At 72.4% G+C, this 22,895-nt stretch carries 22 protein-coding genes, 1 tRNA gene, 1 pseudogene and 1 riboswitch; of the genes and pseudogenes, 8 read left to right on the top strand and 16 right to left on the bottom strand.

Annotation, left to right across the window (positions count from 1 at the left end; all coding sequences use genetic code 11):
• Positions 1-228: 228 nt before the first annotated feature.
• A riboswitch (SAM riboswitch) is annotated at positions 229-340 on the bottom strand.
• Between the two features lie 66 nt (positions 341-406).
• The 9 genes from AB0G63_RS11330 to AB0G63_RS11290 all read right to left on the bottom strand — a co-directional run bounded on the left by AB0G63_RS11330 (position 407) and on the right by AB0G63_RS11290 (position 7,992).
• Positions 407-1,267: a glutathione S-transferase C-terminal domain-containing protein gene (locus tag AB0G63_RS11330; RefSeq protein ID WP_360747797.1), complete on the bottom strand. Its 861-nt coding sequence runs from the start codon at positions 1,265-1,267 to the stop codon at positions 407-409.
• A 125-nt stretch (positions 1,268-1,392) separates the two neighbouring features.
• Positions 1,393-1,503, bottom strand: coding sequence for a putative leader peptide (locus tag AB0G63_RS11325; RefSeq protein ID WP_360747794.1), 111 nt, complete (start codon positions 1,501-1,503; stop codon positions 1,393-1,395).
• A gap of 253 nt (positions 1,504-1,756) precedes the next feature.
• A tRNA-Pro gene (locus tag AB0G63_RS11320) sits at positions 1,757-1,830 on the bottom strand.
• Positions 1,831-2,237: 407 nt separating this feature from the next.
• Entirely contained in the window at positions 2,238-3,563 is a 1,326-nt protein-coding gene (locus AB0G63_RS11315) for an aromatic acid/H+ symport family MFS transporter (RefSeq protein ID WP_360747791.1), read from the bottom strand.
• Between the two features lie 207 nt (positions 3,564-3,770).
• Positions 3,771-4,721 (bottom strand): catechol 2,3-dioxygenase, encoded by a 951-nt coding sequence (locus AB0G63_RS11310; protein ID WP_360747788.1) that lies wholly within the window; start codon positions 4,719-4,721, stop codon positions 3,771-3,773.
• Positions 4,718-5,821, bottom strand: coding sequence for a 4-oxalomesaconate tautomerase (locus tag AB0G63_RS11305; RefSeq protein ID WP_360747785.1), 1,104 nt, complete (start codon positions 5,819-5,821; stop codon positions 4,718-4,720). Before AB0G63_RS11305 ends, AB0G63_RS11310 begins: the two co-directional genes overlap by 4 nt.
• Positions 5,818-6,531 carry a 4-carboxy-4-hydroxy-2-oxoadipate aldolase/oxaloacetate decarboxylase gene (locus AB0G63_RS11300; protein WP_360747782.1) on the bottom strand — a complete coding sequence of 238 codons (714 nt, stop codon included), beginning with the start codon at positions 6,529-6,531 and terminating at the stop codon, positions 5,818-5,820. Before AB0G63_RS11300 ends, AB0G63_RS11305 begins: the two co-directional genes overlap by 4 nt.
• On the bottom strand, positions 6,528-7,277 hold the full coding sequence (locus AB0G63_RS11295; RefSeq protein WP_360747779.1) for a PIG-L deacetylase family protein: 750 nt from the start codon (positions 7,275-7,277) through the stop codon (positions 6,528-6,530). Before AB0G63_RS11295 ends, AB0G63_RS11300 begins: the two co-directional genes overlap by 4 nt.
• Before the next feature lie 64 nt (positions 7,278-7,341).
• Positions 7,342-7,992 (bottom strand): GntR family transcriptional regulator, encoded by a 651-nt coding sequence (locus tag AB0G63_RS11290; RefSeq protein ID WP_360747776.1) that lies wholly within the window; start codon positions 7,990-7,992, stop codon positions 7,342-7,344.
• A gap of 227 nt (positions 7,993-8,219) precedes the next feature.
• On the opposite strand from AB0G63_RS11290, the pseudogene AB0G63_RS11285 reads away from it, so the two are divergent.
• A pseudogene (locus AB0G63_RS11285) lies at positions 8,220-8,565 on the top strand (cupin domain-containing protein).
• A 43-nt stretch (positions 8,566-8,608) separates the two neighbouring features.
• On the opposite strand, the gene AB0G63_RS11280 reads toward AB0G63_RS11285, so the two are convergent.
• Both AB0G63_RS11280 and AB0G63_RS11275 read right to left on the bottom strand, forming a co-directional pair.
• Positions 8,609-9,319 (bottom strand): poly-gamma-glutamate hydrolase family protein, encoded by a 711-nt coding sequence (locus tag AB0G63_RS11280; RefSeq protein ID WP_360747773.1) that lies wholly within the window; start codon positions 9,317-9,319, stop codon positions 8,609-8,611.
• A gap of 9 nt (positions 9,320-9,328) precedes the next feature.
• Complete coding sequence (locus AB0G63_RS11275; RefSeq protein WP_360747770.1) at positions 9,329-10,360, bottom strand: LacI family DNA-binding transcriptional regulator; 1,032 nt, start codon at positions 10,358-10,360, stop codon at positions 9,329-9,331.
• A gap of 125 nt (positions 10,361-10,485) precedes the next feature.
• On the opposite strand from AB0G63_RS11275, the gene AB0G63_RS11270 reads away from it, so the two are divergent.
• The 6 genes from AB0G63_RS11270 (at position 10,486) to AB0G63_RS11245 (ending at position 16,622) form a co-directional block, all read left to right on the top strand.
• Positions 10,486-11,712, top strand: coding sequence for a phytanoyl-CoA dioxygenase family protein (locus AB0G63_RS11270; protein WP_360747842.1), 1,227 nt, complete (start codon positions 10,486-10,488; stop codon positions 11,710-11,712).
• A gap of 15 nt (positions 11,713-11,727) precedes the next feature.
• Positions 11,728-12,504 carry an SDR family oxidoreductase gene (locus tag AB0G63_RS11265; RefSeq protein WP_351899338.1) on the top strand — a complete coding sequence of 259 codons (777 nt, stop codon included), beginning with the start codon at positions 11,728-11,730 and terminating at the stop codon, positions 12,502-12,504.
• Between the two features lie 71 nt (positions 12,505-12,575).
• A complete protein-coding gene (locus AB0G63_RS11260) occupies positions 12,576-13,580 on the top strand; it encodes a Gfo/Idh/MocA family oxidoreductase (protein ID WP_360747766.1) in 1,005 nt (334 codons plus the stop codon).
• Between the two features lie 107 nt (positions 13,581-13,687).
• Positions 13,688-15,049, top strand: coding sequence for an FAD-dependent oxidoreductase (locus AB0G63_RS11255; protein ID WP_360747763.1), 1,362 nt, complete (start codon positions 13,688-13,690; stop codon positions 15,047-15,049).
• Positions 15,046-16,077, top strand: a complete 1,032-nt coding sequence (locus AB0G63_RS11250; RefSeq protein WP_360747761.1) for a Gfo/Idh/MocA family oxidoreductase — start codon at positions 15,046-15,048, stop codon at positions 16,075-16,077. Before AB0G63_RS11255 ends, AB0G63_RS11250 begins: the two co-directional genes overlap by 4 nt.
• A complete protein-coding gene (locus AB0G63_RS11245; RefSeq protein ID WP_360747758.1) occupies positions 16,074-16,622 on the top strand; it encodes a GNAT family N-acetyltransferase in 549 nt (182 codons plus the stop codon). The genes AB0G63_RS11250 and AB0G63_RS11245 overlap by 4 nt, the downstream gene beginning before the upstream one ends.
• Before the next feature lie 26 nt (positions 16,623-16,648).
• Here AB0G63_RS11245 and AB0G63_RS11240 read toward each other — a convergent pair whose 3' ends face one another.
• The 5 genes from AB0G63_RS11240 to AB0G63_RS11220 are packed head-to-tail and all read right to left on the bottom strand — an operon-like array spanning position 16,649 to position 21,616.
• The gene (locus AB0G63_RS11240) at positions 16,649-17,668 is read right to left on the bottom strand and encodes a Gfo/Idh/MocA family oxidoreductase (RefSeq protein WP_360747755.1); all 1,020 of its coding nucleotides are present in this window, start codon (positions 17,666-17,668) and stop codon (positions 16,649-16,651) included.
• 28 nt (positions 17,669-17,696) lie between these two features.
• Positions 17,697-18,599: a sugar phosphate isomerase/epimerase gene (locus AB0G63_RS11235; RefSeq protein WP_360747752.1), complete on the bottom strand. Its 903-nt coding sequence runs from the start codon at positions 18,597-18,599 to the stop codon at positions 17,697-17,699.
• Position 18,600: 1 nt separating this feature from the next.
• A complete protein-coding gene (locus AB0G63_RS11230) occupies positions 18,601-19,518 on the bottom strand; it encodes an ATP-binding cassette domain-containing protein (protein ID WP_360747749.1) in 918 nt (305 codons plus the stop codon).
• A gap of 5 nt (positions 19,519-19,523) precedes the next feature.
• Entirely contained in the window at positions 19,524-20,603 is a 1,080-nt protein-coding gene (locus tag AB0G63_RS11225; RefSeq protein ID WP_360747746.1) for an ABC transporter permease, read from the bottom strand.
• On the bottom strand, positions 20,603-21,616 hold the full coding sequence (locus AB0G63_RS11220; protein WP_360747743.1) for a sugar ABC transporter substrate-binding protein: 1,014 nt from the start codon (positions 21,614-21,616) through the stop codon (positions 20,603-20,605). Before AB0G63_RS11220 ends, AB0G63_RS11225 begins: the two co-directional genes overlap by 1 nt.
• A 298-nt stretch (positions 21,617-21,914) precedes the next feature.
• Between AB0G63_RS11220 and iolC the strand changes: the two genes are divergently transcribed.
• Positions 21,915-22,889: a 5-dehydro-2-deoxygluconokinase gene (gene iolC, locus AB0G63_RS11215; protein WP_360747740.1), complete on the top strand. Its 975-nt coding sequence runs from the start codon at positions 21,915-21,917 to the stop codon at positions 22,887-22,889.
• The last annotated feature ends 6 nt before the right edge of the window (positions 22,890-22,895 follow it).

Raw genomic sequence — 22,895 nt, 5'->3', positions numbered from 1 at the left:
GCTCAGGCCGGTGGCCGGCCTGGGGGCCGAGTCTGCCGGTGCTGGTGGTCAGCCGTGGCAGCGGGCGCGGCCCGGTGCGGTACACAGTGCGCTGCTGACGCGCAGCAGATCGACGGCGCGGTCGGCGACGAGCGGCTTCGCGCACGGCGGTACGCAGCTCAGGGGACGGCGTGTCACCGTCCTGAAAGCTGCGTACATCTCGTCACCGTCACTGTTCCGGCCCTGCGGGCCTCGCGCTTACCGAAAAACGTCATCCGGTCCGGTCGTCACCTGGGGCACCCCACCGCTGAGCGAGGGTTGCCGGTCAGCGAGCCAGGGCTTGGCGCTGACGCTCATGACCGTTGTGAGCCGCAAGTCAATGCGCTCGGCCCGGCCGATGTCAACACCGGTCCACCAGGTGGAACGGTCAGGGGGTGTGGGCGGCCCAGTCCAGGATCCGGACGGCGGCTCCGGCGTCCTCCAGGCCCCGGCAGCGGGCGTGGTGGCGGCGGGCGATGCCGTCCAGGTCGAGGTGCGGTCCGAAGGCGGGGTGGGCGGTCAGGCGGCGGGCGTAGGCCCACAGGGCGGGGTGGGCGGCGACGCGGTGGACGGCGGAGGCGTCCAGGTGGTTGCGGTGCACCGTGTCGAGCAGCACCAGCGCGGACCACAACTCGACGTCGGCGGCGGTGACCTGATCGCGGATCAGGTACGTGCGCCCGTCGAGCCACCGCTCCAGGGCGCCCAGCGTGGTGAGCAACTCCTCCAGTGCGGCGGCGCGTTCGTCCGGCCCGGTGTCCGCGGCGCCGGCCCGCTGCGCGGCGCGTTCGATGCCGTGCGCGCACATCCGCTCGACGGCCTCGATCTCCGACTCCGCGCCGCGGGGGTACGGTGAGGGGCGGCCGGCGCCGAAGCCGCGGGCGAGGTCGCGCATGATGTCGGGGGCGTGGGTGCTGACGATGCGCCCGGACCAGTCGTCGCCGAGCACGGGTGCGACGGCGGGGCCGCCGTAGCGGTGGGCGCTGGCGTCGTACAGCGGGCGCAGGGCGTGGTAGCCGCCGTCGGGCAGGTCGGGGACGGCGGGCAGGACGGTGACCGGGCAGACGGCGTCCAGGCCGAGCAGGGTGTGGGTGACGGCGATGCGCAGGCCGTCGGGACACGCGGTCGACAGGTACAGGCGGTAGCGGAGCGGGACGGCGTAGTGACCGCTGCGGGCGTCCCTGCCGATCCGGCCCCGGAAGGCGGTGCCGGGCTCGGCGGACGCGTGGGCGGCCAGTGGTGCGATGGACATGACTCTCCCCGGGAGCGGGCGCGGACGTGCGCGCGGCGGAAGCGACGTCGGGCGGCTCGGCCGTAGGCACCCCTGTGCGCCGGCGCGGCGCGGCTCTGGGTCGCGCCGACGCGGATGGGTACGGCTCAGCGCAGAGGGGCGATCGCGCTGCACACACGCAGCAGATCGATGTGGCGGCGGGAGGTCAGCAGAGGCGAACGGCCCACGTGCGCGGTGACCCACTCGAGGCGCCTCATGCCATTCCCTACCCGTTCACTAGGATTCCCCTCTGGAGTGTCGGTCCGGGCGCGAGTGGCGTCAAGGGGCTGTCCATCAGGTGGCCGTCGCCGGTGGACCTCGGCGGCACGGCGGGGTTTCGCGGGCGGCCCGGCCCCGCCCGGCCGGGCGGCACGCGGCAGCCGCAGTGCGGGGTGCGGAGTCGCGCGACGCCGGAGGCTACGGAAAAAGGGGTCTCCGCGAGCTTCCGCCCGCGAAGACCCCTTCGCGCCGTCGGGACGACAGGATTTGAACCTGCGACCCCTTGACCCCCAGTCAAGTGCGCTACCAAGCTGCGCCACGTCCCGGCGCGCGTCACCCGGCCGAGCCGCGTGATCGTGCAGGTCAACCCTACCGCATACGGGCGGTCGTACCGAGCCGTCCCCGGGCGGCACCCGCCCCGCGGCGCGTGCGCGTGCACCGGACGCCGGACTCCTCCCCCGCCGCCGGGACCGATACCGTCTACCCGCCGCCCCCCGGGCAGGCCATGCACGACGTGGCACCCGGCACCGCGAGGCGCCGGGGGACGGGCGCCGGGTGAGGGGTGCCGGGTGACGGGCGCCGGGTGCCGGGTGAGGGGTGACGGGTGACGGGCGCCGGCTGACGGGCGCCGGGGCCCGCCTGTCCGCGCGGCTCGGGTGGCCTGATCCCGCACTCGGCCGCCCGTCCGCACAGGTCGCGCCACACCGTAACGCCGAAGACCGGCCGGAGGCGCTCAGTGGGCGGCGACCAGTTCCTGGCCGGCGCTGCGCCTCGCGCCGCTCCCGGAGCCGCGCAGCGCCGCGATCCCGATGAAGACCATGGACGACACGCCGGCCAGCGCGAAGGCGGTGAAGCCCCAGTCGCCGTGGCCCGCGGCGAGCAGCTGGCCGCCGAGCCACGGGCCGAAGACGGCGCCGAAGCGGCCCATGCCGGAGGTCCAGCCGACGGCGGTGGCCCGGCTGTCGGGCGTGGAGCGGATCGACACCGTCGCGTAGATCATCGTCTGGGCGCTGTTGAGGAAGACGCCGGTGAGGAAGACGACCGCCATGGTGACGCCGGTCGGCATGTGGACGCTCAGCAGGAAGACGCCGGCGGCGGTGAGCGCGAACCAGATCGCCGAGATGCGCGGGGCGCCGAAGCGGTCGGCGGCGCGGCCGGCCACCAGCATGCCCACGATGCCGCCGAGGTTGAAGACGACGACGAAGGTCAGGGCCGAGCCGAGCCGGTAGCCCTCGCCGCGCATCAGGGTGGGCAGCCAGGTGGCGACGCCGTAGACGAGCAGCAGACCGCCGAAGGAGGCCAGCCAGTACAGCAGGGTCTGGACCCACTCGCCGCCGCGGAACAGGCCCACCAGGGCGTCGAAGCGGTCGGCGGCCGTCTTCCTCTCGGCCGTGGCGGGCAGCTCCACGTCGTAGCGGGCGGCCAGCGCGCGGGCCTCCTCGTCGCGGCCCTTGGCGACCAGGAAGCTCAGCGACTCGGGCAGCATCTTCGCGAGCACCGGGGCGAACAGCAGCGGCGCCACGCAGACCCAGAAGGCGGCGCGCCAGCCGGCGGGCTCGATGAGCCACTTGGCCACGTAGGCGGAGAGGATGCCGCCCGCGTGGTGCGCGGTCATCAGCAGGCCGATGACGATGGCGGCGCGGCCGCGCGGGGCGTAGTCGGAGACCATGCTGATCGCGGTGGGCAGCAGGCCGCCGAGGCCGACGCCCGCGAGGGTCCGGCCGAGGCCGAAGACCTCGACGCTGCCCGAGATCGCGCAGACGCCGGAGGCCAGCGAGAACAGGGTGACGCAGCCGATCATCAGCTTCTTGCGGCCGATCCGGTCCGCGACGGTGCCGGCGGTCAGGGCGCCGACGAGCATGCCGAAGGTGGCGTAGCTGCCGAGGTCGCCGGCCTGGTCGGGGGTGAGGCCGAAGGTCTTCGTCTCGAGCAGGTGCGGCAGCACCGAGCCGTAGATGAACATGTCGAGACCGTCGAAGAGGACGGCCAGCCAGCACAGGGCGACGGCCAGGAGGGCCAGTCTGCTGCCGCGAGCGGACAGGGAGGGGGAGGAGGACATCTTCGTTTTCCTCTCGTCCAGGAGACGTTGCCTGGAGGGGATCTGGGTGCGGGCCGACGCGGCTCGTGCGGCTGACCCGTGCGCTAGACGCTAAGGAGCCACTCCAAAAGAGTCAACGCTTTTGTCAACAATCTCATCAACGATCCGGGGACGGCAGGGGGTGGGGGCGCACTCCGGTGCGCCCCCACCCCCGTTGCCGTGACCGCTCTAGGCGACCGGCGGCGTGCCGTGCGTGTGGAAGGACTCGATGGTCTTCAGCCCCCAGGCCTGGCCCTTCCCGCGTTCCTCCTCGGTCCAGGTGATCAGCGGCCAGTCGGGCGCCAGCACCAGACGGGTGAGCGGGTTGCACAGTTCGACGCGGTTGCCGCCGGGCTCGTAGACGTAGAGGAAGAACGTCTGCTGGATGGCGTGCTTGTGCGGGCCGGTCTCGATGAACACGCCGGTGTCGATGGCGAGGTCGGCGGCGCGCAGGACGTCCTCGCGGGTGTCGGTGGCGAAGGCGATGTGGTGCAGCCGCCCCGAGGAACCGGTCCAGTCCGACGTGTAGACGACGTCGTACGACTTGTTGGTGAAGGTCAGCCAGCGTGCGGCGATCTTCCCCGAGTCGAGCCGGATCTGCTCCGTGGGCCGCGCGCCGAGGACGTGTTGCTGGAACTCGGCGTTGGCGAGCACGTCGGAGGCGAGGAAGTTGACGTGGTCCAGGCGGCGCACGCCCACGCCCCGGTTGGGTTTGGCCTGCGGCTGGTTCTTCAGCGCGGGCTTGAGGTCGTCGGGGCAGCGGTAGTGCTCGCTCTCCCAGTACAGGGCGTGCTCGTGGCCGTCCGGGTCGGCGGTGACGTAGATCTTCCCCAGCCCGGGCTCGTCCTCGGCCCACCGTCCGGTGCCGCCCGCCTCCTCGACCGCCCGGACGCGGCGCTGGAGGGCCTCCTCGCTGGAGGTGCGCAGCGCGAGGCGGCCCAGGCCGGGCTGTTCGCGGGCGGTGAGCACCAGGCTGTGGTGCTCGTAGTCGTCGAAGGTCCGCAGGTAGACCGTGTCGCCGTCCTGACCGTTGACCGTCAGGCCCAGGTAGTCGGTGAAGAAGGCGACACTGGCGTCCAGGTCGGGCGTGTAGAGCTGGGCGTGACCGATGTGGGCGATGTCGCCGAGCGGCGGAGTCATCGTCGACCTCCGGGGGATGGTGCGGACATGGGGGCCGTCTCGGCGGACCGGGGGAACACGGTGCCGTCGAAGATCTTGCGAGCGGTGCGGACCACGGCCGTGCGGCGGGCGACGGGCCGGCCCGCGGAGTCGGTGCCGAGGCTGCTTTCGATGTCGAGGAACCCGGTGGGGTGCTCGATGCGGACCCGGTCGCCGCCGGCGGGCAGCTCGGCGAGGTCCGCGCCGACGGCGCCTTCGATCCGAAGGCCGGCGGCAACGCTCGCGGCACCGAGTACACCGATCGAGGGGTGGCAGCGCACCGGAATGAAGGTGCGGGTGGTGACCGCGCCACCGTCGCGGGGCGCGGCGAGGAGCGTGAGCTTGGGCACGGTGGTGTCGGAGACGTCCCCGAGGCCCATCAGCCGCCCCGCCTCCAGGCGGATCGCGCGCAGCCGGTCGGCGAGCGCGAGGTCCTCCTCCAGGTCCTTGGGCCGCTCGTAGCCGGTCACCTTCAGGGAGGACGCGGCGATGAGCACCGTGGGCATGCCGTTGTCCACGCAGGTCACCGGGGTGCCGTCGATGTCGTCGCGGACGTTGCCGGTGGGCAGCAAGGGACCGGCGCCCGGCGGGAAGGCGATCACCACCGGCGCGGCCGTGCCCGGCACCCCGGAGATCTCCGCGTCGCCCTGGTAGCGGACCCGGCCGCCCGGGGTGGGGAAGGTCGCCGTGGCGTGGCCGCCGCTGTTGACCATCCTGATGCGTACCGAGGTCTCCTCCTCCCCCGCCGTGACCAGTCCGCGCTCGACGGCGAACGGGCCGACGCCGGCGAGGATGTTGCCGCAGTTCTGACGGTCACTCACCTCGGGTCGTTCGACGCCCACTTGGAGGAATAGGTAGTCGACGTCCGCCTCCGGGTCGGACGAGGGCGAGACGACCGCCACCTTGCTGGTGAGCGGGTGGGCGCCGCCCAGTCCGTCGATCTGCCGCTCGTCCGGGCTGCCCATGATCCGCAGCAACAGCGCGTCGCGGGCGGCCGGTTCGGCGGGCAGGTCGCGGGCCAGGAAGTAGGCGCCCTTGGAGGTGCCGCCGCGCATCAGCAGGCAGGGCACCGCGTCGGTCACGGCCGGTCTCCCGCGTGCGCGGCGTACTCCTCGTACGTCCGGTACTCGACGCCGAGTTCCTTGAGCTTCTCGCGCAGACCGTAGCGGTCCAGGCCGAGTTGGCCGTCGAGGAAGGCGGCGCGGGACTCGGCCTCCTTGGCCTCCCGGGCCGCCGAGCGTTCGGCGGTCTCGCGGGCGCGCTCGCGGGGCACGACCACCACGCCGTCGTCGTCGGCGACGATCACGTCACCGGGGCGGACGACCTGGCCGTCGATGGCGACCGGCACGTTGACCGAGCCGCCGGTGGCCTTCACGGTGCCCTGCGCGGAGATCGCACGGGACCAGGCGGCGAAGCCCATGTCGCGCAGTTCCTGCGTGTCGCGGATGCCCGCGTTGATGACGAGGCCGCGCACGCCGCGCCGCCGCAGCGCGGTGGCGAACAGCTCGCCGAACATGCCGTCCGTGGAGGGCGAGGTGGTGGTGACGACGAGGATGTCGCCCTCCCCGCACTGCTCCACGGCCGCGTGGATCATCAGGTTGTCGCCGGGCCAGCTGAGCACGGTCACGGCGGTGCCCGCGATCCGCACGCCCTGCTGGACGGGCCGGATCTCCGGGCCGAGCAGCCCGCTGCGGCCCATCGCCTCGCTCACCGTCGCCACGCCGAAGCGGGCCAGCGCCTCGACGTCCCGCGCTTCCGCCTTCGGATGGCCGGTGACGATCACGCCGCTCATGCCAGCTCCTTCGCGATCTGCGGGTAGGGACGCATGTACGCCTCGGCCATGGTCTTGTGGGCCAGCCCAAGGTTGGGGCCGGCGTTGCGCTTGAGCTGGACGCCGCGGCGCACGGCGAGGTCGGTGTAGTAGTCCCACAGGTGCTGCTGGGCGCCGAGGCACTCCATCGCCTTGCGCTTGGTCTCCCACACCTCGGTGATGTCGAGCAGCACCTCGGGCCTGAAGCCGCTCATCTCGGGCTGGTGCGGCTCGAAGCAGAACACCGGCGGGGCGCCGATGATCTCGCCCTCGCCCGGGTAGCCGATGGCCTGGGCCAGGATCCTGGCCTGGAGCGCCATGCGGTTGGCGGCCGGGTGGTCGCCGTTGTACGGGTCCTCGGCCGGATGGGTGAGCACGACGTCCGGCTGGGTCTCGCGATAGACGGCGACGAGCCGGTCGGTCAGCTCCTCGGTGGCCACCAGGGGATAGTCGCCGGCGTCGAAGAAGCGGACCTCGGCGCCGAGGGTGGCGGCGGCGCGCTCGGCCTCGTCACGGCGTATCGCCTTGATCTCCTCCAGCTTCCTGCCCTCGCGCCACGCCTTGGCGGACTCGCCGCGCTCGCCGAAGGTCAGGCACGCGATGGTGACCTGCTCGCCCCGGGACGCGGCCAGGGCGATGGCTCCGCCCGCCCGCCACACGAAGTCCCCGGCGTGCGCGGTGACGACGAGTGTGGATCGTGGGATGGCGGGCGCGTTGGCCTGGGTCATTGCTCGGATCTCCTTGGTGGACAGGTGGGCGCGCCCGCCCCGCGCGCGTCGGTCGCGCACCGCGTCAGTCGCGCAGCGCCTCGATCACGCTGGTGAGGTGGGCGCGGACGGCCGCCTCGGCCGCCTGCGGATCCCTGGCCCTGATCGCCTCGATCATCGCCAGATGCTCGTTCAGGGATTGCTGGGGACGCCCCGGCCGCAGCGCCAGCTGGAAGCGGTGGCGCACCAGTTGGGCGTTCAGCCGCTCCAGGAGGTCCACGGCCGTCCGCTGGCCGGAGAACTCGCGGACCTTGGCGTGCAGTTCCTGGTTGAGTTCGGAGTACGTCACCGGCTCGCCGTCGGCGACGGCCTTGGTCATCGCCGTGCCGAGTTCCGTCAGCTCGGCGAGCTGGTCGTCGTCGGCCAGCACGGCCGCCTTGGCCGCGCACAGCCCTTCGAGGACCATGCGGCATTCGGTGATGGCGACCGCTTCATCCACGGTCACCACCCGCACCCGCGAGCCGCGGTTGCGGATCCTCTCGACCAGGCCCTGTGCCTCCAGATCGATGAGCGCGGCACGGATGCTGGCCCGTGTCACACCGAACTGCTCGGCGAGTTCGTTCTCCACCAGCCGCTGTGCCGGTGCCATCTCGCCGTGCAGGATCGCCTGCCGCAGCTGCGCGAGCGCGTGCTGCTTGGCCTGCTCCCCGGTGCTCGGACGGGCTTCCTTCGGCATCGTTGCCCTCCCTGAGTGAGTGCCTGTCGAACCTAAATCTAGCCAGACAACATTGTCAACAATTTTGTCCGCCGTATTGCGGGCAGACGTCGGTCACGCTGACCCGGTCAAACCCCCCGATCCCCGGTCCGGTGCCCGTCCGTCGTGACGAAGTGTCCTGCGGGCGGGGCCGAGAACCCACACTCTGTCGGCACCGACGGTGCGGGTGCGGTGGCTAGGGTCGCCGTATGACCCACAGCTTCGCTCTCCACATCCCCGACGCCGAGCTCGAGCCCGAGCCCCTCGACCCCCACACAGATCGTGTCCGGGACTCCGGAGGTGACCGGAAAGGTCGTCTGGGAGTCGCGGGACGGCCGGCAGGTCCGCGGGATCTGGCAGATCACCCCCGGCGTCGTCACCGACACCGAGGCGGACGAGCTGTTCGTCGTGATCAGCGGGTCGGCGACCGTCGAGGTGGAGGGCGGGCCGACGCTGGAGGTCGGGCCCGGCGACATGGCCGTGCTGCGCGCGGGCGACCGCACGACCTGGACGGTCCACGAGACGCTGCGCAAGGCGTACGCCATCAACCTCTGAGAAACACGCAGCTCTGACAAGACACGCAGCCCTGGGAAACGCGTCAGCCTCTGCGGGACAGCAGGCGCACGCCCTCGGCGAGGGCGTCGACGACCGGCTCCGGCGGGGTGTCCGGCTCTCCCGCCCGCCGTCCCGGCCGCCGGGTGCGGGCGAGCAGCGGAAGCTCCACCTGGACGCCGCCCCCGCGGGTCAGGTTCACCGGGTACCTCGCGTGCAGCCCGCGCAGCGCGCGGGGAATCTTCGCGAGGTCGGTGACCGCCTCGAACTCCGGCCGCAGCGCGCGCAGTCCGAAGGCGAGCAGCCGGGCCGCCGACCGGTTGCCGCCGCCGAGGAAGACGGTGCGCGGCGCCGCGGCGCGCAGGTGGCCGTGCAGGGAGACCGTCACCGAGACGTGGCAGAGGAAGTCCCGCAGCAGCGCGCAGTGGTCCGCGGCCATGCGCGGCGACGGGATGTGCACCGGCCGCCGCGCCCCCGGCTGGCTGAAGACGAGGCTGGTGGCGCCGCAGCGCGCGGCCAGCGACTCGGCGAGTTCGGCCGTACCCCCTTCGTTGGCGGCGTGCAGCGCCAGCAGCCCGATGCGGCTGCCCGGCGTCAGCGTGACGAGGAACGCGACGCCCTCGATCTCGACGCGCTCGGTCCGGACGCACTCGGTCAGTCGGCGCTCGGCCTGCCCGCGCTCGGTCTGTCCGCGCTCGGTCTGTCCGCGCTCGACCTGCCCGCGCCCGGCCTGCCCGCGCTCGACCCGCTGTGTCATCACGGCTCCTCAACTCGTCGTCGGCGCGGGCATGTTGTACGGCGTCACCACCTGCGTGGCGGACGGCAGCGTGGGTCCCGCGGGCGGCAGCGCGCCGTGGAAGCGCATCACGAGGTGACAGGCCTCCCGCATGTCCTGGCGCAGGTCGTGGTGGAGGACGGCGGACAGGCGATGCTCACGCAGCAGGCGCGTGTTGTCGTGGTCGAGGTCGTGCGCGACGAACACCGCGCACTCGCGTCCCAGGTCCGCGAAGGCGCGCAGGGTGGCGATGTTGCCGCCGCCGATCGAGTAGACGGCGCGGATGTCCGGGTCCCGTTCCAGCGCGGCGCGCACCAGGTCGTACTGGGTGGTGTCCAGGCCCTGCCCCTCGGCGATCTCCACCAGCGTGCGGTCGGGGTGGTGGGTGCGCATCGCGCTGCGGAAACCCATCTCGCGCTCCTCCTCGTTGCGGAAGAAGCCGCTGCTGAGGCTGGTGAGCACGTTGCCGGGGCGGTCGCCGAGCCACTGGCCCATCAGGTACGCCGCCGTCGCGCCCGCCGCCCGGTTGTCGATGCCGACGTAGGCCAGGCGCGGGGTCGCCGGCAGGTCGGTCACCAGGGTCACCACGGGGACGCCCGCGTCGGCGAGCCGGCCGACGGCGGCCGTGACCTCCGGGACGTCCGGTGCCTTGAGGATCACGCCCTGCGAGCCGCGCCGGGCGATGCGGTCCAGCGTGCGGGTCAGTTCCGCGGCGGGGCCGGTCTCGCGGAAGTGGAAGCGCGAGCGGACGACCGCCGGGTGCAGGGAGGGCAGTTCCGTCTCCAGGGCGGCGCGCACGGCGGTGGAGAACCGCTCCGGCGCCTGCATCACTATGTCGATCATGAAGGTGCGGCCGACCAGCCGGACCTGGGTGCGCTGCCGGTCCAGGTCGGCGATGGCCTGCCGGACCTCGCGGGCGGTGCTCTCCCGCACGCCGCCGCGCCCGTTGAGCACCCGGTCCACCGTGGCCTCGCTCAGGCCCGCCTGACGTGCGATCTCCCGGATGGGGAAGGGGTGGCCCACGGATGGCTCCTTGAGGGGTTTTTGATGGCTTCCTGCTGGTTGTTCGAGGGGTTTGTACTGACAACAATGACAGAGCTGTTTCGCTCCGTGCCCCCGAAGGGACGACGATGTCCTCGATGTCTTCGATGTCCTTGCCGTCCTCGGCGTCCTTGCCGTCCTCGGCGTCCTTGACGTCCTCCCTCTCCGCGCAACGCCGTGTGTGGCTGTCCGAGCAGGACTGCGACCTCGACGCCTTCCGCGCGCTCGTCGAGACCTCCACCGACCGGGCCGACTACCCGTACGCCTCCGCCGTGCAGCACGGTGTCCTGGTCTACGACAGCGACCGGCTGCGCGGGGCCGCCGACCGCGCCGGCGTGCGGGCCGAGCTGGTCCGGGCGCTCGCCGACGGGCCCGGCATCGTGGTCCTCAAGGGCGCCTTCCCCGACCCGGCCGTCGTCGACCGGCTGAGCGCCGTCTTCGACGCCCTCATCGCCGGGCAGCGGGCCTCGGGCGCGCGGGCCGGCGACCACTTCGCCGCCCCCGGCGCCAACGACCGGGTGTGGAACGCGCTGGAGAAGGCGGCCCTCCACGACCCGGAGGCGTTCGCCGACTACTACGCCAACGACATGCTGGCGCTGGCCGCCACCGCCTGGCTCGGCCCCGCCTACCAGGTCACCTCGCAGGTCAACGTAGTCAACCCGGGCGGCGCGGCGCAGACCGTGCACCGCGACTACCACCTGGGCTTCCTCTCCGGCGAGGTGGCGGCCGGCTACCCGGCGCACGTGCACGCCCTCTCCCCCGTCCTCACCCTCCAGGGCGCGGTCGCGCACTGCGACATGCCCGTGGAGTCCGGGCCGACGATGTACCTGCCGCACTCGCAGAAGTACGGGCCCGGCTACCTGGCCTGGCGGCTGCCGGCCTTCCGCGAGTACTTCGAGGCCCACCACGTCCAGCTCCCGCTCGCCAAGGGCGACGCGGTCTTCTTCAACCCGGCGCTGTTCCACGCGGCCGGCGCCAACCGCTCCGCGGACATCCGGCGCACCGCCAACCTGCTGCAGGTGTCGTCCGCGTTCGGCCGGGCGATGGAGACGGTCGACCGCGAGGCCGTCGTCGACGCAGTCTTCCCGGTGCTGCTCAGGCGCCGGGCGGAGGGCGCCGGCGAGGAGTGGCTGGAGAACGTGATCGCGGCGAGCGCCGAGGGCTACCCGTTCCCCACCAACCTCGACAGCGACCCGCCCGTCGACGGCCTCGCCCCGCCCGCGCAGGCGGACGTCGTACGGCGCGCCCTGCGCGAGACATGGACCCCCAAGGCCCTGCGCGACGCGCTGCGGGCCGGCGCCGAGCGGCGCGAAAGCCGACCGCGGGAAATCTGAAAGGACCTGCCCCTCATGGGACTTCTCGACGACAAGGTCGTCCTCGTCAACGGCGGCAGTCAGGGCGTCGGCGCAGCCGTCGCGCGGGCCGCGGTCCGCGAGGGCGCGGTCGTGGCCGTGACCGGGCGGCGCACGGCACCGGGCGAGGCGCTGGTGACCGAGCTGACCGCCGCCGGCGGCAAGGCCACCTTCGTACGGGCCGACCTGTCCGACGCCGAGCAGGCACGGTCCGCCGTCGGCGACGTGGTGGCGGTGTACGGCCGGGTCGACTGCCTGGTCAACTCCGCCGGCCTCACCTCCCGGGGCACGCTCCTGGACACCACGCCCGCCCTGTTCGACCAGCACATCGCGATCAATCTCAGGGCGCCGTTCTTCGCGATGCAGGCGGCGGTGGCGGACATGCTGAGCCGCGGGGCGCCGGGCACGATCGTCAACATCATCACGTCGTCGGCGCACGGCGGGCAGCCCTTCCTCGCGCCGTACGTCGCCGCCAAGGCCGGTCTCATCGGCCTGACCCGCAACGCGGCGCACGCCCACCGCTGGGACCGGATCCGCGTCAACGGCCTGAACATCGGCTGGACGGCGACCGAGGGCGAGGACGCGACGCAGAAGAGGTTCCACGGCGCCGGGGACGACTGGCGCGAGGAGGCCGCCGCGAAGCTGCCGATGGGCAAGCTCGGCCAGCCGGACGAGATCGCCGACTTCGTGGTCCTCCTGTTGTCGGACCGGTCGGGCGTGGTCACCGGATCGGTGATCGACTGGGACCAGAACGTGCTCGGCGGACTCGACTGACCTCCCGCCCCACTGCCCCGCTACGAACCGCATCACCCCGCACCACCCCGCAACCAAGGAGCAACACCCCCATGCGCATCGGAATCCTCGGCCTCGGCCGCATCGGCGCCTTCCACGCCGAGACCCTCTCCGGACTCGACGCGGTGGATTCGCTCGTCGTGTCCGACCCGTTCGCCCAGGCCGCCAAGTCCGCCGCCGAGCGGTTCGGCGCCGAGGTCGCGGACTCCCCCGAGGCCGTGCTGGCCGCCGGGGTGGACGGCGTGGTGATCGCCGCCGCGACCGACGCCCACCCGGGCCTGATCCTGGCCGCGGTCGAGGCCGGCGTGCCCGTCTTCTGCGAGAAGCCCGTCGCGAAGACCATGGCCGAGGGCGTCGAGGTCCTCAGGGCCGTCGAGGGCGCCGACGTGCCGATCCAGATCGGCTACAACCGCCGCTTCGACGCAGGATTCGTCGCGGCGCGGGCCGCCGTGCACAGCGGCGAGCTGGGCACGCTGCACACCGTGCGGTCGACCACCCTGGACCCGGCGCCGCCGCCGGCCGCGTACGTCGCCTCCTCCGGCGGCATCTTCCGCGACTGCTCGGTGCACGACTTCGACATCATCCGCTGGGTGACCGGCCGCGAGGTGACCGAGGTGTACGCCGTCGGCGGCAACCGGGGCGCCGACTACATCAAGCAGGCGGGCGACGCCGACACCACCGGCGCGATCCTCACCCTCGACGACGGCACCATCGCCGTCGTCTCCAACTCCCGCCACAACGGCCGGGGTTACGACGTCCGCATGGAGATCCACGGATTCACGGACTCCATCGCCGTGGGCCTGGAGGACAAGCTGCCGCTGCGTTCCGTCGAGCCCGGCGTGACCTTCCCCGCGGGCACCCCGCACGACTTCTTCATGGACCGCTTCACCGAGGCCTACCGCGCCGAACTCACCGCGTTCACCGAGGTCGTGGCCGGCACCCGGACCTCCCCCTGCACGGTCGCGGACGCGCTGGAGGCGGGCTGGATCGCGGAGGCGTGCACCCTGTCGCTGCACGAGCACCGGCCGGTGACGCTCGCCGAGGTGCGCGCCGGCTGAGGCCGGGGCGGCGTGGCCGCGCTCCCGGAGTGCGTCTACGGTCTTGTGGTCCGCCCGCACGGCGACCACGAGACCGTCCACGCACCACCGACCGAGGAGCGACGACCATGACCAGCGGCCACGCCGTCCACCGACCTGCCCTCGTACGCGACGAGTTACCCGGCCCCGGCCCGCGCAGCGTGGTCGTGGTCGGCGCGGGTCCCGGCGGTCTGACCGCCGCCCGGGAACTGGAGCGCGCCGGACACCGGGTGACCGTCCTGGAGGAGCTGGACGACGTGGCCGGCAAGTGCCGGAGCGTGCACGTCGACGGCCTGGCCTACGACCTGGGCGGCCACATCTGCACCAACCGGTACGAGCGGGTTGCGGAGTTGGTGACCGAGCTGGGCGTCAAGACGGAGCGCACCACCCGCTACCGCGTCCTGAACGTCGCGGAGCGCACCGCGAGCCGGCAGACGATGCCGTTCCTGCGCGACGAGGCGTTCGCCCGCTACCGGGCGCTGCGCGAGCGCGAGTTCCCGCGCATCGCCGAACCCGGGCTCGCCCATTCCGCGAAGGCGCTCGCCGCTCCCGTCGCCCAATGGCTCGCCGAGCACCGCCTGTGGTCCATGGCCGAATCGTTCGGCACCGGGTACACGGCGGCCGGCTACGGCCACCTCGACGACGCCGTGCCCGCGCTGTACTTCGTCAAGTACGCCGAGATGACCGGGCTGTTGTCCGACGGGCCGGAACTGCTCGGACACGCGGGCACGTTCACGGTCGTCGGCGGGTTCGCCACCCTGTGGAGCCGCGTCGCCGAGGGGCTGGAAGACGTGCGGTGCGGGGTGCGGGTCGGGTCGGTCGAGCGGCGCGCGGACGGGGTACGGGTGCACACCGACGGGGGCCCGGTGGACGCCGACGACCTGGTGCTGGCCGTCCCCCTGGACCGGATCCTGCCGGTCCTGGACGCCACCGAGGAGGAACGCGACCTCGCCGCCCGGATGCGCAGCAACGCCTACCACACCACCCTCGCCACCGCCCCCGGCCTGCCGGAGGACGCCTTCTACTTCCTGGACCGCCACACGGCGACCCGCGGGGCGGCCGGCCACTGCGTGTCGTACCACCACCGCTACCCCGGCAGCGACGTGCGGACCTTCTACTCCTACGGCCGTCCCGAGGACGTCGCCGCGCTGCTGCCGGACGACATCGCCGAGCTGGGCGGCCGGCTGGAGCGGGTGCACCTGCGGCGCCGGTGGGCGTTCATGCCGCACTTCGGCGGCGACGACCTGGCGGCCGGCGCCCTGGACCGGCTCGCGGCGCTGCAGGGCCGGATGCGCACGTACCATGTCGGCGGCCTGCCCGCCTTCGAACTGGTCGAGTGCGTCGTCGCGCACGCCCAGGACCTCGTCCGCCGCCGCTTCCCGGCGGCGTACGGCACACCGACACGGCGGGAGGACACTCCCGCCACGACCGAGGAGGAACGCACGGCATGAGCGGACCGGACCGGGAGCCCCTGCGCATCGGAATACTGGGAGCCGCGCGGATCACCGGGCGCGCGCTCGCCGACCCGGCCCGGGCCGGCGGCCACCGCCTCGTCGCGGTGGCGGCCCGGGACCGCTCCCGGGCCGCGTCCTTCGCCGCGGAGCACGGCGTGGAGCGGGTGCTCGGCTCGTACGCCGACCTGCTCGCCGACCCCGAGGTCGAGGTGGTCTACAACCCGCTACCCAACGGCCTGCACGGGCCGTGGAACCTCGCCGCCCTCGCGGCCGGCAAGCACGTCCTGACCGAGAAGCCGTCGGCGAGCGACGCCGCGGAGGCCGCCGAGGTGCGGCAGGCCGCCGCGAAGGCCGGGACGGTCTTCCTGGAAGGCTTCCACTACCTCTTCCACCCGGTCACCCGCCGGCTGCACGAGATCCTGGCGAGCGGCGAACTGGGCGAGCTGCTGAGGTTCGAGGCCCTGGTCGCGACGCCCGCCCCGCCGGACGGCGACCCGCGCTGGTCGCTGCCGCTGGCCGGCGGCGCCCTGATGGACCTGGGCTGCTACGCCCTGCACGCCGCGCGGATGCTCGCGCCCCTCGCGGGCGGCGCGCCACGGCTCGTCTCCGCGCGCGGCGGCGAACGCGGGGGCGCGCCCGGCGTCGACGAGTGGCTGGACGCCGAACTGGCCTTCCCCGGCGGGGCCACCGCCTCCGCGCGCTGCCACATGGCCTACGGGGAGCTGGAGATGAGCTGCCGGATCGTCGGCAGCCGCGGTGAGGCGGCCGCCCCGAACTTCGTGCTGCCGCACCGGGACGACCGGGTCGTGGTGCGCACCGCGGACGGCGAGCGGACGGAACGGCTCGGCACCCGGTCGTCGTACGCCTACCAGCTGGACGCCTTCGCCGCGCGGGTACGCGACGGCGTGCCGCTGCCGCTGGACGCGGACGACGCGGTGGCGACGATGACGCTGATCGACGACTGCTACCGGGCCGCGGGCTTCGCACCCCGGCCGCGCACGGACGCCGGACGGACAGCCGGATGACCGACCGCACTACCGGCGACCGCACGACCGGCGCCCGCGTGACCGACGGCCGAGTGACCGGCGCCCGCGTGACCGACGCCACGGCTGTCGCCCGGATCGTCCCCGCGCAGGTCGCCGACATCCAGCAGGCCCTCGACGATCACGCCCGCTACTGGGGCGAGCGTGATCTGCGGGCGCTGCATCTGCTGCCGCTGGTGCACGAGTTCGGGCGGACCTGCCTGGTCGCCCGGTCGGACGACGGCGTCCTCGGCTACCTGATCGGCTTCGTCACCCCGGGCGGCACCGGGTACGTGCACCTGGTCGCGACCCGCGACGACGCCCGCGGCGCCGGGCTGGGCCGCGCCCTGTACGAGGCCTTCGCCGAGGCCGCCGGCCGGCAGGGCGCCGTCCGGCTGAAGGCGATCACCACGGTGGGCAACGAGGGCTCCCTCGCCTTCCACCGCAGCCTGGGCTTCGACGTCCGGGTCGCGGAGGACTACAACGGCCCCGGCCGGCCACGGGTCGTCTTCACCCGGCCCCTCGCGGGCTTCACCGCCGGCCACTGACGGCTCGACCGGGGGCGTCCGGCGCGTCACCGGTACAGTGGCGGCCGCTCCACGAGTTCCACCTCGGCCCGGCCGCCCTGCTCCAGGGCGCGCACGCCGGCCTCGCTGACCGCCGCCGCGGCGTAGCCGTCCCACACGCTGGGGCCGGTGACCTCGCCGCGGCGGGTGGCGTCCACCCACGCCTGGACCTCGCGGTCGTAGGCGTCGGCGAAGCGGTCGAGGTAGTCCTGGGCGATGGTGCCGCCCCAGCGGCCCGCCATGTTGGTGACCATGGCGTGGCCGTCGCCGATCCGGGCGGTGCCGCGTTCGCAGACCGCCTCGGCCTGTACCTGGTAGCCGAAGCCGCAGTTGACGAAGATCTCGACGTCGACGACCGCGCCGCCGTCGGTCTCGAACACCACGAACTGCGGGTCCTGCATCCCGTCCGGGGCGTTCGCGGACGGCGCCGGGCGCAGCACCGTCACGGCCCTGATCTCCTGGCCGAGCAGCCAGCGCGTGACGTCCATCTCGTGCACGACGGAGTCGTTGACGAGCATCTCGCTGCGCCAGCCGGGCGGGGAGGCGACGTTGCGGTGCCGGTGGTGCAGCAGCAGCGGCCGGCCCAGCTGGCCGCTGTCCAGCAGGGCCTTGAGCTTCAGGTACTCGGCGTCGTAGCGCCGCATGAAGCCGACCTGGACGCGGCGCCGGCCCAGGGACTGCTCGGCTTCGAGCACCCGCAGGGCGGAGGCCGCGTCCGGGGTGAGCGGCTTCTCGCACAGCACGGGCAGGTCGTGCGCGAACGCCGTCAGCAGGGCCGCCTCGTGAGCGGGCCCCGGGGAGGCGATCAGCACGGCGTCGACGTCGGCCGCCGCCATCGCGGCGGCCGGATCGGTGTACGGGGTGCAGCCGTCGATACCGGCCGCGACGGCCTTGGCGCGTTCCGCGTCGACGTCGACGACGGCGGTCACCCGGGCGCCGCTGGTGACCCCCTGGATACGGCGGACGTGGTCGGCGCCCATCCTGCCGGTGCCGACGACGGCGACGCGCAGTGTGCCGGGCTGTGCCATGGTCGTTCCCCTTCGGGCGGTCGGGCGGTCAGGCGCCGCAGGACCTCAGGAACTTGCGGGTGCGCACCGCGATGGGCAGCGGCTTGTCCGGCTCGCACGGGTACATGTCCTGCTCGACGATCGCGAACAGGTCCACGCCGAGCCGCTGCGCCGCCTCCAGCACCGGACCCAGCTCCGGTACGCCGGAGGGCGGTTCGCACATCACGCCGCGCTGCACGGCCGGGCCGAACGGCACCTCGTTCGCCCGCACGTCGGCGAGGATCTCCGGGTCGACCTGCTTGAGGTGCAGGTAGCCGATGCGTTCGCCGTAGGTCTCGATCAGCTTGACGCTGTCGCCGCCGCAGTAGGCGTAGTGCCCGGTGTCCAGGCAGAGGTTGACCAGGTCGGAGTCGGTCGAGTCGAGGAAGCGCTCGACGTGCGCCTCGGTGTCGATGTGGGTGTCGGCGTGCGGGTGCACGACGATGTCGAGGCCGTACGTCTCCTTCACCTCGTGGCCGAGCCGTTCCATGCCCTTGGTGAGGTGGGCCCACTGCTCGCCGGTCAGCTCCGGGGGCTCCAGGATCTCGGCGGTCTTGTCGTCCCGCCAGAAGGACGGGATGACGACCAGGTGCTCGGCGCCCATGGCCTGGGTGAGCGCCGCGACCCGGCTGACCTGCTCCCAGGTGCCGTCCCATTCGGCGGGGCCGCGGTGCAGTCCGCAGAAGATGGTGCCGGCGGAGACCTTCAGGTTCCGCTTGTTCACCTCGTCGGTGAGCCGGGCCGGGTCGGTCGGCAGATAGCCGTAGGGGCCGAGCTCGATCCAGGAGTAGCCGGCCTCGGCGACCTCGTCCAGGAAGCGTTCCCAGGGCACCTGCAGGGGGTCGTCGGCGAACCAGACGCCCCAGGAGTCGGGGGCGGAGCCGACCCGGATGCGGTCCAGCGCAGCGGGCATGTCAGGACTTCCCTTCGGATGCGGCCGCGCCGGGTGCGGTGAGGGCGTCCTCTTCGGGGAGTTCCTCGACGTCGACTCCGCGGACCTGCGCGAGCTCGTGCTTGAGCGCGGCGAGTTCGGCGCCGCCGGCCATGTGGTTGGTGAGTTCCTCGAGGCTGACCTGGTCGCGGGACGCGGACATCTCCAGGGTGCCCAGGCGCAGCACGCTGAAATGGTCGCCGACCATGTAGGCGTGGTGGGGGTTGTGGGTGATGAAGATGACGCCGAGGCCGCGGTCGCGGGCGGCGGCGATGTACTTCAGCACCACGCCGGACTGCTTGACGCCGAGGGCGGCGGTCGGCTCGTCCAGGATCAGCACGCGGGCGCCGAAGTAGACGGCGCGGGCGATGGCCACGCACTGGCGCTGGCCGCCGGAGAGGGTGCCGATGGGCTGCTCCAGGTCGTCCAGGACGATGCCCATCTCGCGCAGTTCGTGGTCGGCCGTCTTCTTCATCTTCTCGATGTCGAGGCGGCGCAGCGGCCAGGGGCCCTTGGTCATCTCCGAGCCGAGGAAGAAGTTGCGCCACACCGGCATCAGCGGGACGACCGCGAGGTCCTGGTAGACGGTGGCGATGCCCTTGTCGAGCGCCTCGCGCGGGGTGCTGAAGCGCACCGGGGCGCCGTCGACGAGGAACTCGCCCTCGGTGTGCTGGTGCAGACCCGAGATGATCTTGATGAGGGTGGACTTGCCGGCGCCGTTGTCGCCGAGCACGCAGGTGACCTGGCTGGGGTACACCTTCAGGTCGACGCCGTGCAGGGCGCGGATGTTGCCGTAGGACTTGCCCGCGCCGCGCAGTTCGACGATCGCTCCGTCTCCGTCGTCGGCGGCGGTGTCGGCGATGATGGCGCCGTGGGTGCCGGCTTCGTCGGCTGTCGTCATGTCGGTCACCTCCGGGTCGCCGTGCGCTGGATGTACAGGTTGATCAGCACCGCGCCGAGGAGCATCGCGCCGAGGAACGCCTTGAACCAGTCGGGGTTCCAGCCGGCGTAGACGATGCCCTGCTGCACCATGCCGAACATGAAGGCGCCGAAGACCGGGCCGATCGCCGAGCCGGCGCCGCCGGTCAGCAGGCAGCCGCCGATCACGGCCGCGGAGATGTAGATCAGCTCCTGGCCCACACCCTCGCCGGACTGCACGGTGTTGAAGGTGAAGAGCTGGTGCATGCCGACGAACCAGGCGCCGAAGCCGACCAGCATGAACAGCGAGATCTTGGTGAAGTTCACGGGCACGCCGACGGCCCGCGCGGACTCCTTGTTGCCGCCGACGGCGAAGATCCAGTTGCCGTACCTGGTGCGCAGCAGCACCCAGGTGGCCAGGGCCGCGAAGACCAGCCAGTAGACCACGGTGATCTTGACCTGGACACCGCCGACCTCGAAGGTCGACGCGAAGATCTTCTTCGCCTGGTCGAAGCCGTCCATGTCGCTGATGTCGTCGGTGGCCACGTTGCCGGTGACCAGCTTGGTCACCGCGAGGTTGACGCCCTGCAGGATCAGGAAGCTGCCCAGGGTGATCAGGAAGCTGGGCAGGCCGGTCTTGACCACCATCCAGCCGTTGAAGAAGCCGACCGCGAGGGACACGGCGAGCGCGAGGACCACGCCGACCCAGACGTTCACGGTCAGCTGGTAGCTCAGCATGCTCGCGGTCAGCGCCGAGGTGATCACGGCGACACCGGACGACAGGTCGAACTCCCCGCCGATCATCAGCAGCGCCACCGGAAGCGCCATGATGCCGATGGTCGACGACTGGTAGAGCACGTTCGCCATCGAGGATCCGTCGCGCACCGGCGGGGCGGTGACGAGGAAGAACACGTACACCGCGACGGCGCCGAGGAAGACGCCCACCTCGGGGCGGGCCAGCAGCCTGAGCGCCAGGGGGCGCCGGGCCGTGCGCCCGTCGGTTTCCTTGCCGGGGCCGGAGGCCGGCGGTGTGGTCACCGCCGGCTCGGCGTCCTGGGTCATGCTCATCACCGAGTGCCCTTCGCGGCGTACTTGGCGACCGCGTCGACGTTGGACTTGTCCACGAAGGCGGGACCGGTCAGCACGGGCTGCTCGCCGCCGCCCATGTAGTTGCCGTTGTTCTTGTACAGCCACAGCGAGTCGATCGCCAGGTAGCCCTGGAGCCAGGGCTGCTGGTCCACGGCGAACTGGATGGTGCCCTTGCTGATGGCGCCGGTCAGGTCCTTGTTCAGGTCGAAGGTCGCGATCTTGGCCTTGCTGCCGGCGTCGGACACCGACTGCACCGCGGTCAGCGCGAACGGGGCGCCGAGGGTGGCGACGTAGTCGATGGACTTGTCCTGCTTGAGCTTGGCGGTGATGGTCGACTTCACGGACGGCATGTCGGTGCCGTTGACGTACAGCACGTCGGTCTTGCCGGAGAAGGTCTTCTTCAGGCCGTCGCAGCGCTGGGTCAGGCCGACGTTGCCCTGCTCCTGGACGACGCAGACGGCGTGCTTGGCCTTGAGTTCGTTGAGCTTCTTGCCGAACGCCTCGCCGGCCACGGTCTCGTCCTGGCCGAAGAACTCCATCAGGCCGAGCTTCTTCCAGTCGCTGACCCCGGAGTTGAGGCCGACGACGGGTATGTTCGCCTGGGTCGCCTTGGACACGACGTCCTTCATGGCGTCGGGCTTGGCGAGGGTGATGGCGATGCCGTCGACCTTCTGGTCGATGGCGTTCTGGACCAGAGTGGCCTGGGCGCCGGCGCTCGGGTCCGCGGAGTAGACGAGCTTGATGTTGTCCTTGGCGGCGGCGGCCTCGGCGCCCTTGCGGACGATGTCCCAGAAGGTGTCACCGGGCGACTGGTGGGTGACCAGGGCGACCGTCATGCGGGGCGTGGTGGCCTTGCCCGCGGAGGCGCCGTCCGCGCTCTCCTCGGCCTTCTTGCCGCCGGAGCTGCTGGAGCAGCCCGCGACGGTCAGTGCCGCCGCAGCTGCCAGGGCCACCGCGGGGGCCAGTCTGCGGGAGAGAGAAGAGCGTTCCATCTGTCCTGCACCTCACTGTGCGACGGGGGGAGACGGGGAATGCCGGCGGATCGTCGGGATCCGGGGCCCGGACCTGCGGTGCAGCTCCGGGTCGTGAGCCGCGGAAGCGGCGGTCGTGCTGGGACGGGATCCAATCCCTTGGCGCGCTCGCTGTCAATACTTTGTTAAGACATCATTTCACTTACAGGTCCGAATGTCCGTACAAACTATTGACAGCGTCGGCCACGGCGGCCTACACCTGGGAGGCGGGAGGCCCACGGGCCCCCGCGTCCCCAGCACAGCTTGAGGAGCGTCGCGCATGGCTGAGCCGTTGGAGTCCGTCGTCCAGTCCTTCGACTTGATCACTATGGGCCGTCTCGGAGTCGATCTCTATCCTATGCAGTCGGGCGTGCCCCTCTCGCACGTGGAGACCTTCGGCAAGTTCCTCGGCGGTTCGGCCGCGAACGTGGCGGTCGCCGCCGCCAGGCTCGGCCGGCGCACCGCGCTGATCAGCCGCACCGGGAACGACCCCTTCGGCGCCTATCTGCACCGGGCGCTTCAGGAGTTCGGTGTCGACGACCGCTGGGTGACGCCCGTGGACGCCTACCCGACACCGGTGACGTTCTGCGAGATCTTCCCGCCGGACGACTTCCCGCTGTACTTCTACCGGCAGCCCAAGGCCCCTGACCTGGAGATACACGCCGGTGAACTGGACCTCTCCGCCATCCGCGCGGCCCGCGTCCTGTGGATCACCGGCACCGGGCTGAGCGAGGAGCCCAGCCGCTCCGCCACGCTCGCCGCGCTCGAGGCCCGCGGCAGGGCCGGGACCACGGTCTTCGACCTGGACTGGCGCCCGATGTTCTGGCGCGACGCCGAGGAGGCCCGCCCGTACTACGCGAAGGCCCTGCGCCACGCCACGGTCGCGGTCGGCAACCTCGACGAGTGCGAGATCGCCACCGGTGTCCGCGAGCCGCGCGCCTGCGCGGCGGCGCTGCTGGCGGCGGGCGTGGAGCTGGCGGTGGTGAAGCAGGGGCCCGAGGGGGTGCTCGCCGTGCACCGCGACGGCACCACCGCCGAGGTCCCGCCGGTGCCCGTCGAGGTCGCCAACGGCCTCGGCGCGGGCGACGCGTTCGGCGGCTCGCTGGTCCACGGGCTGCTGTCCGGCTGGACGCTGGAGAAGACCATGCGGTACGCCAACGCCGCCGGCGCCCTCGTCGCCTCCCGGCTGGCCTGTTCCTCCGCGATGCCGACCGCGGCGGAGGTCGGCGACCTGCTCGCCCGCGCCGCCGCCTGAACTCCC

The sequence above is a fragment of the Streptomyces sp. NPDC020996 genome (genome assembly GCF_040641355.1).
GTDB lineage: Bacteria > Actinomycetota > Actinomycetes > Streptomycetales > Streptomycetaceae > Streptomyces.
This window is presented reverse-complemented; position numbering and strand designations above follow the sequence as displayed.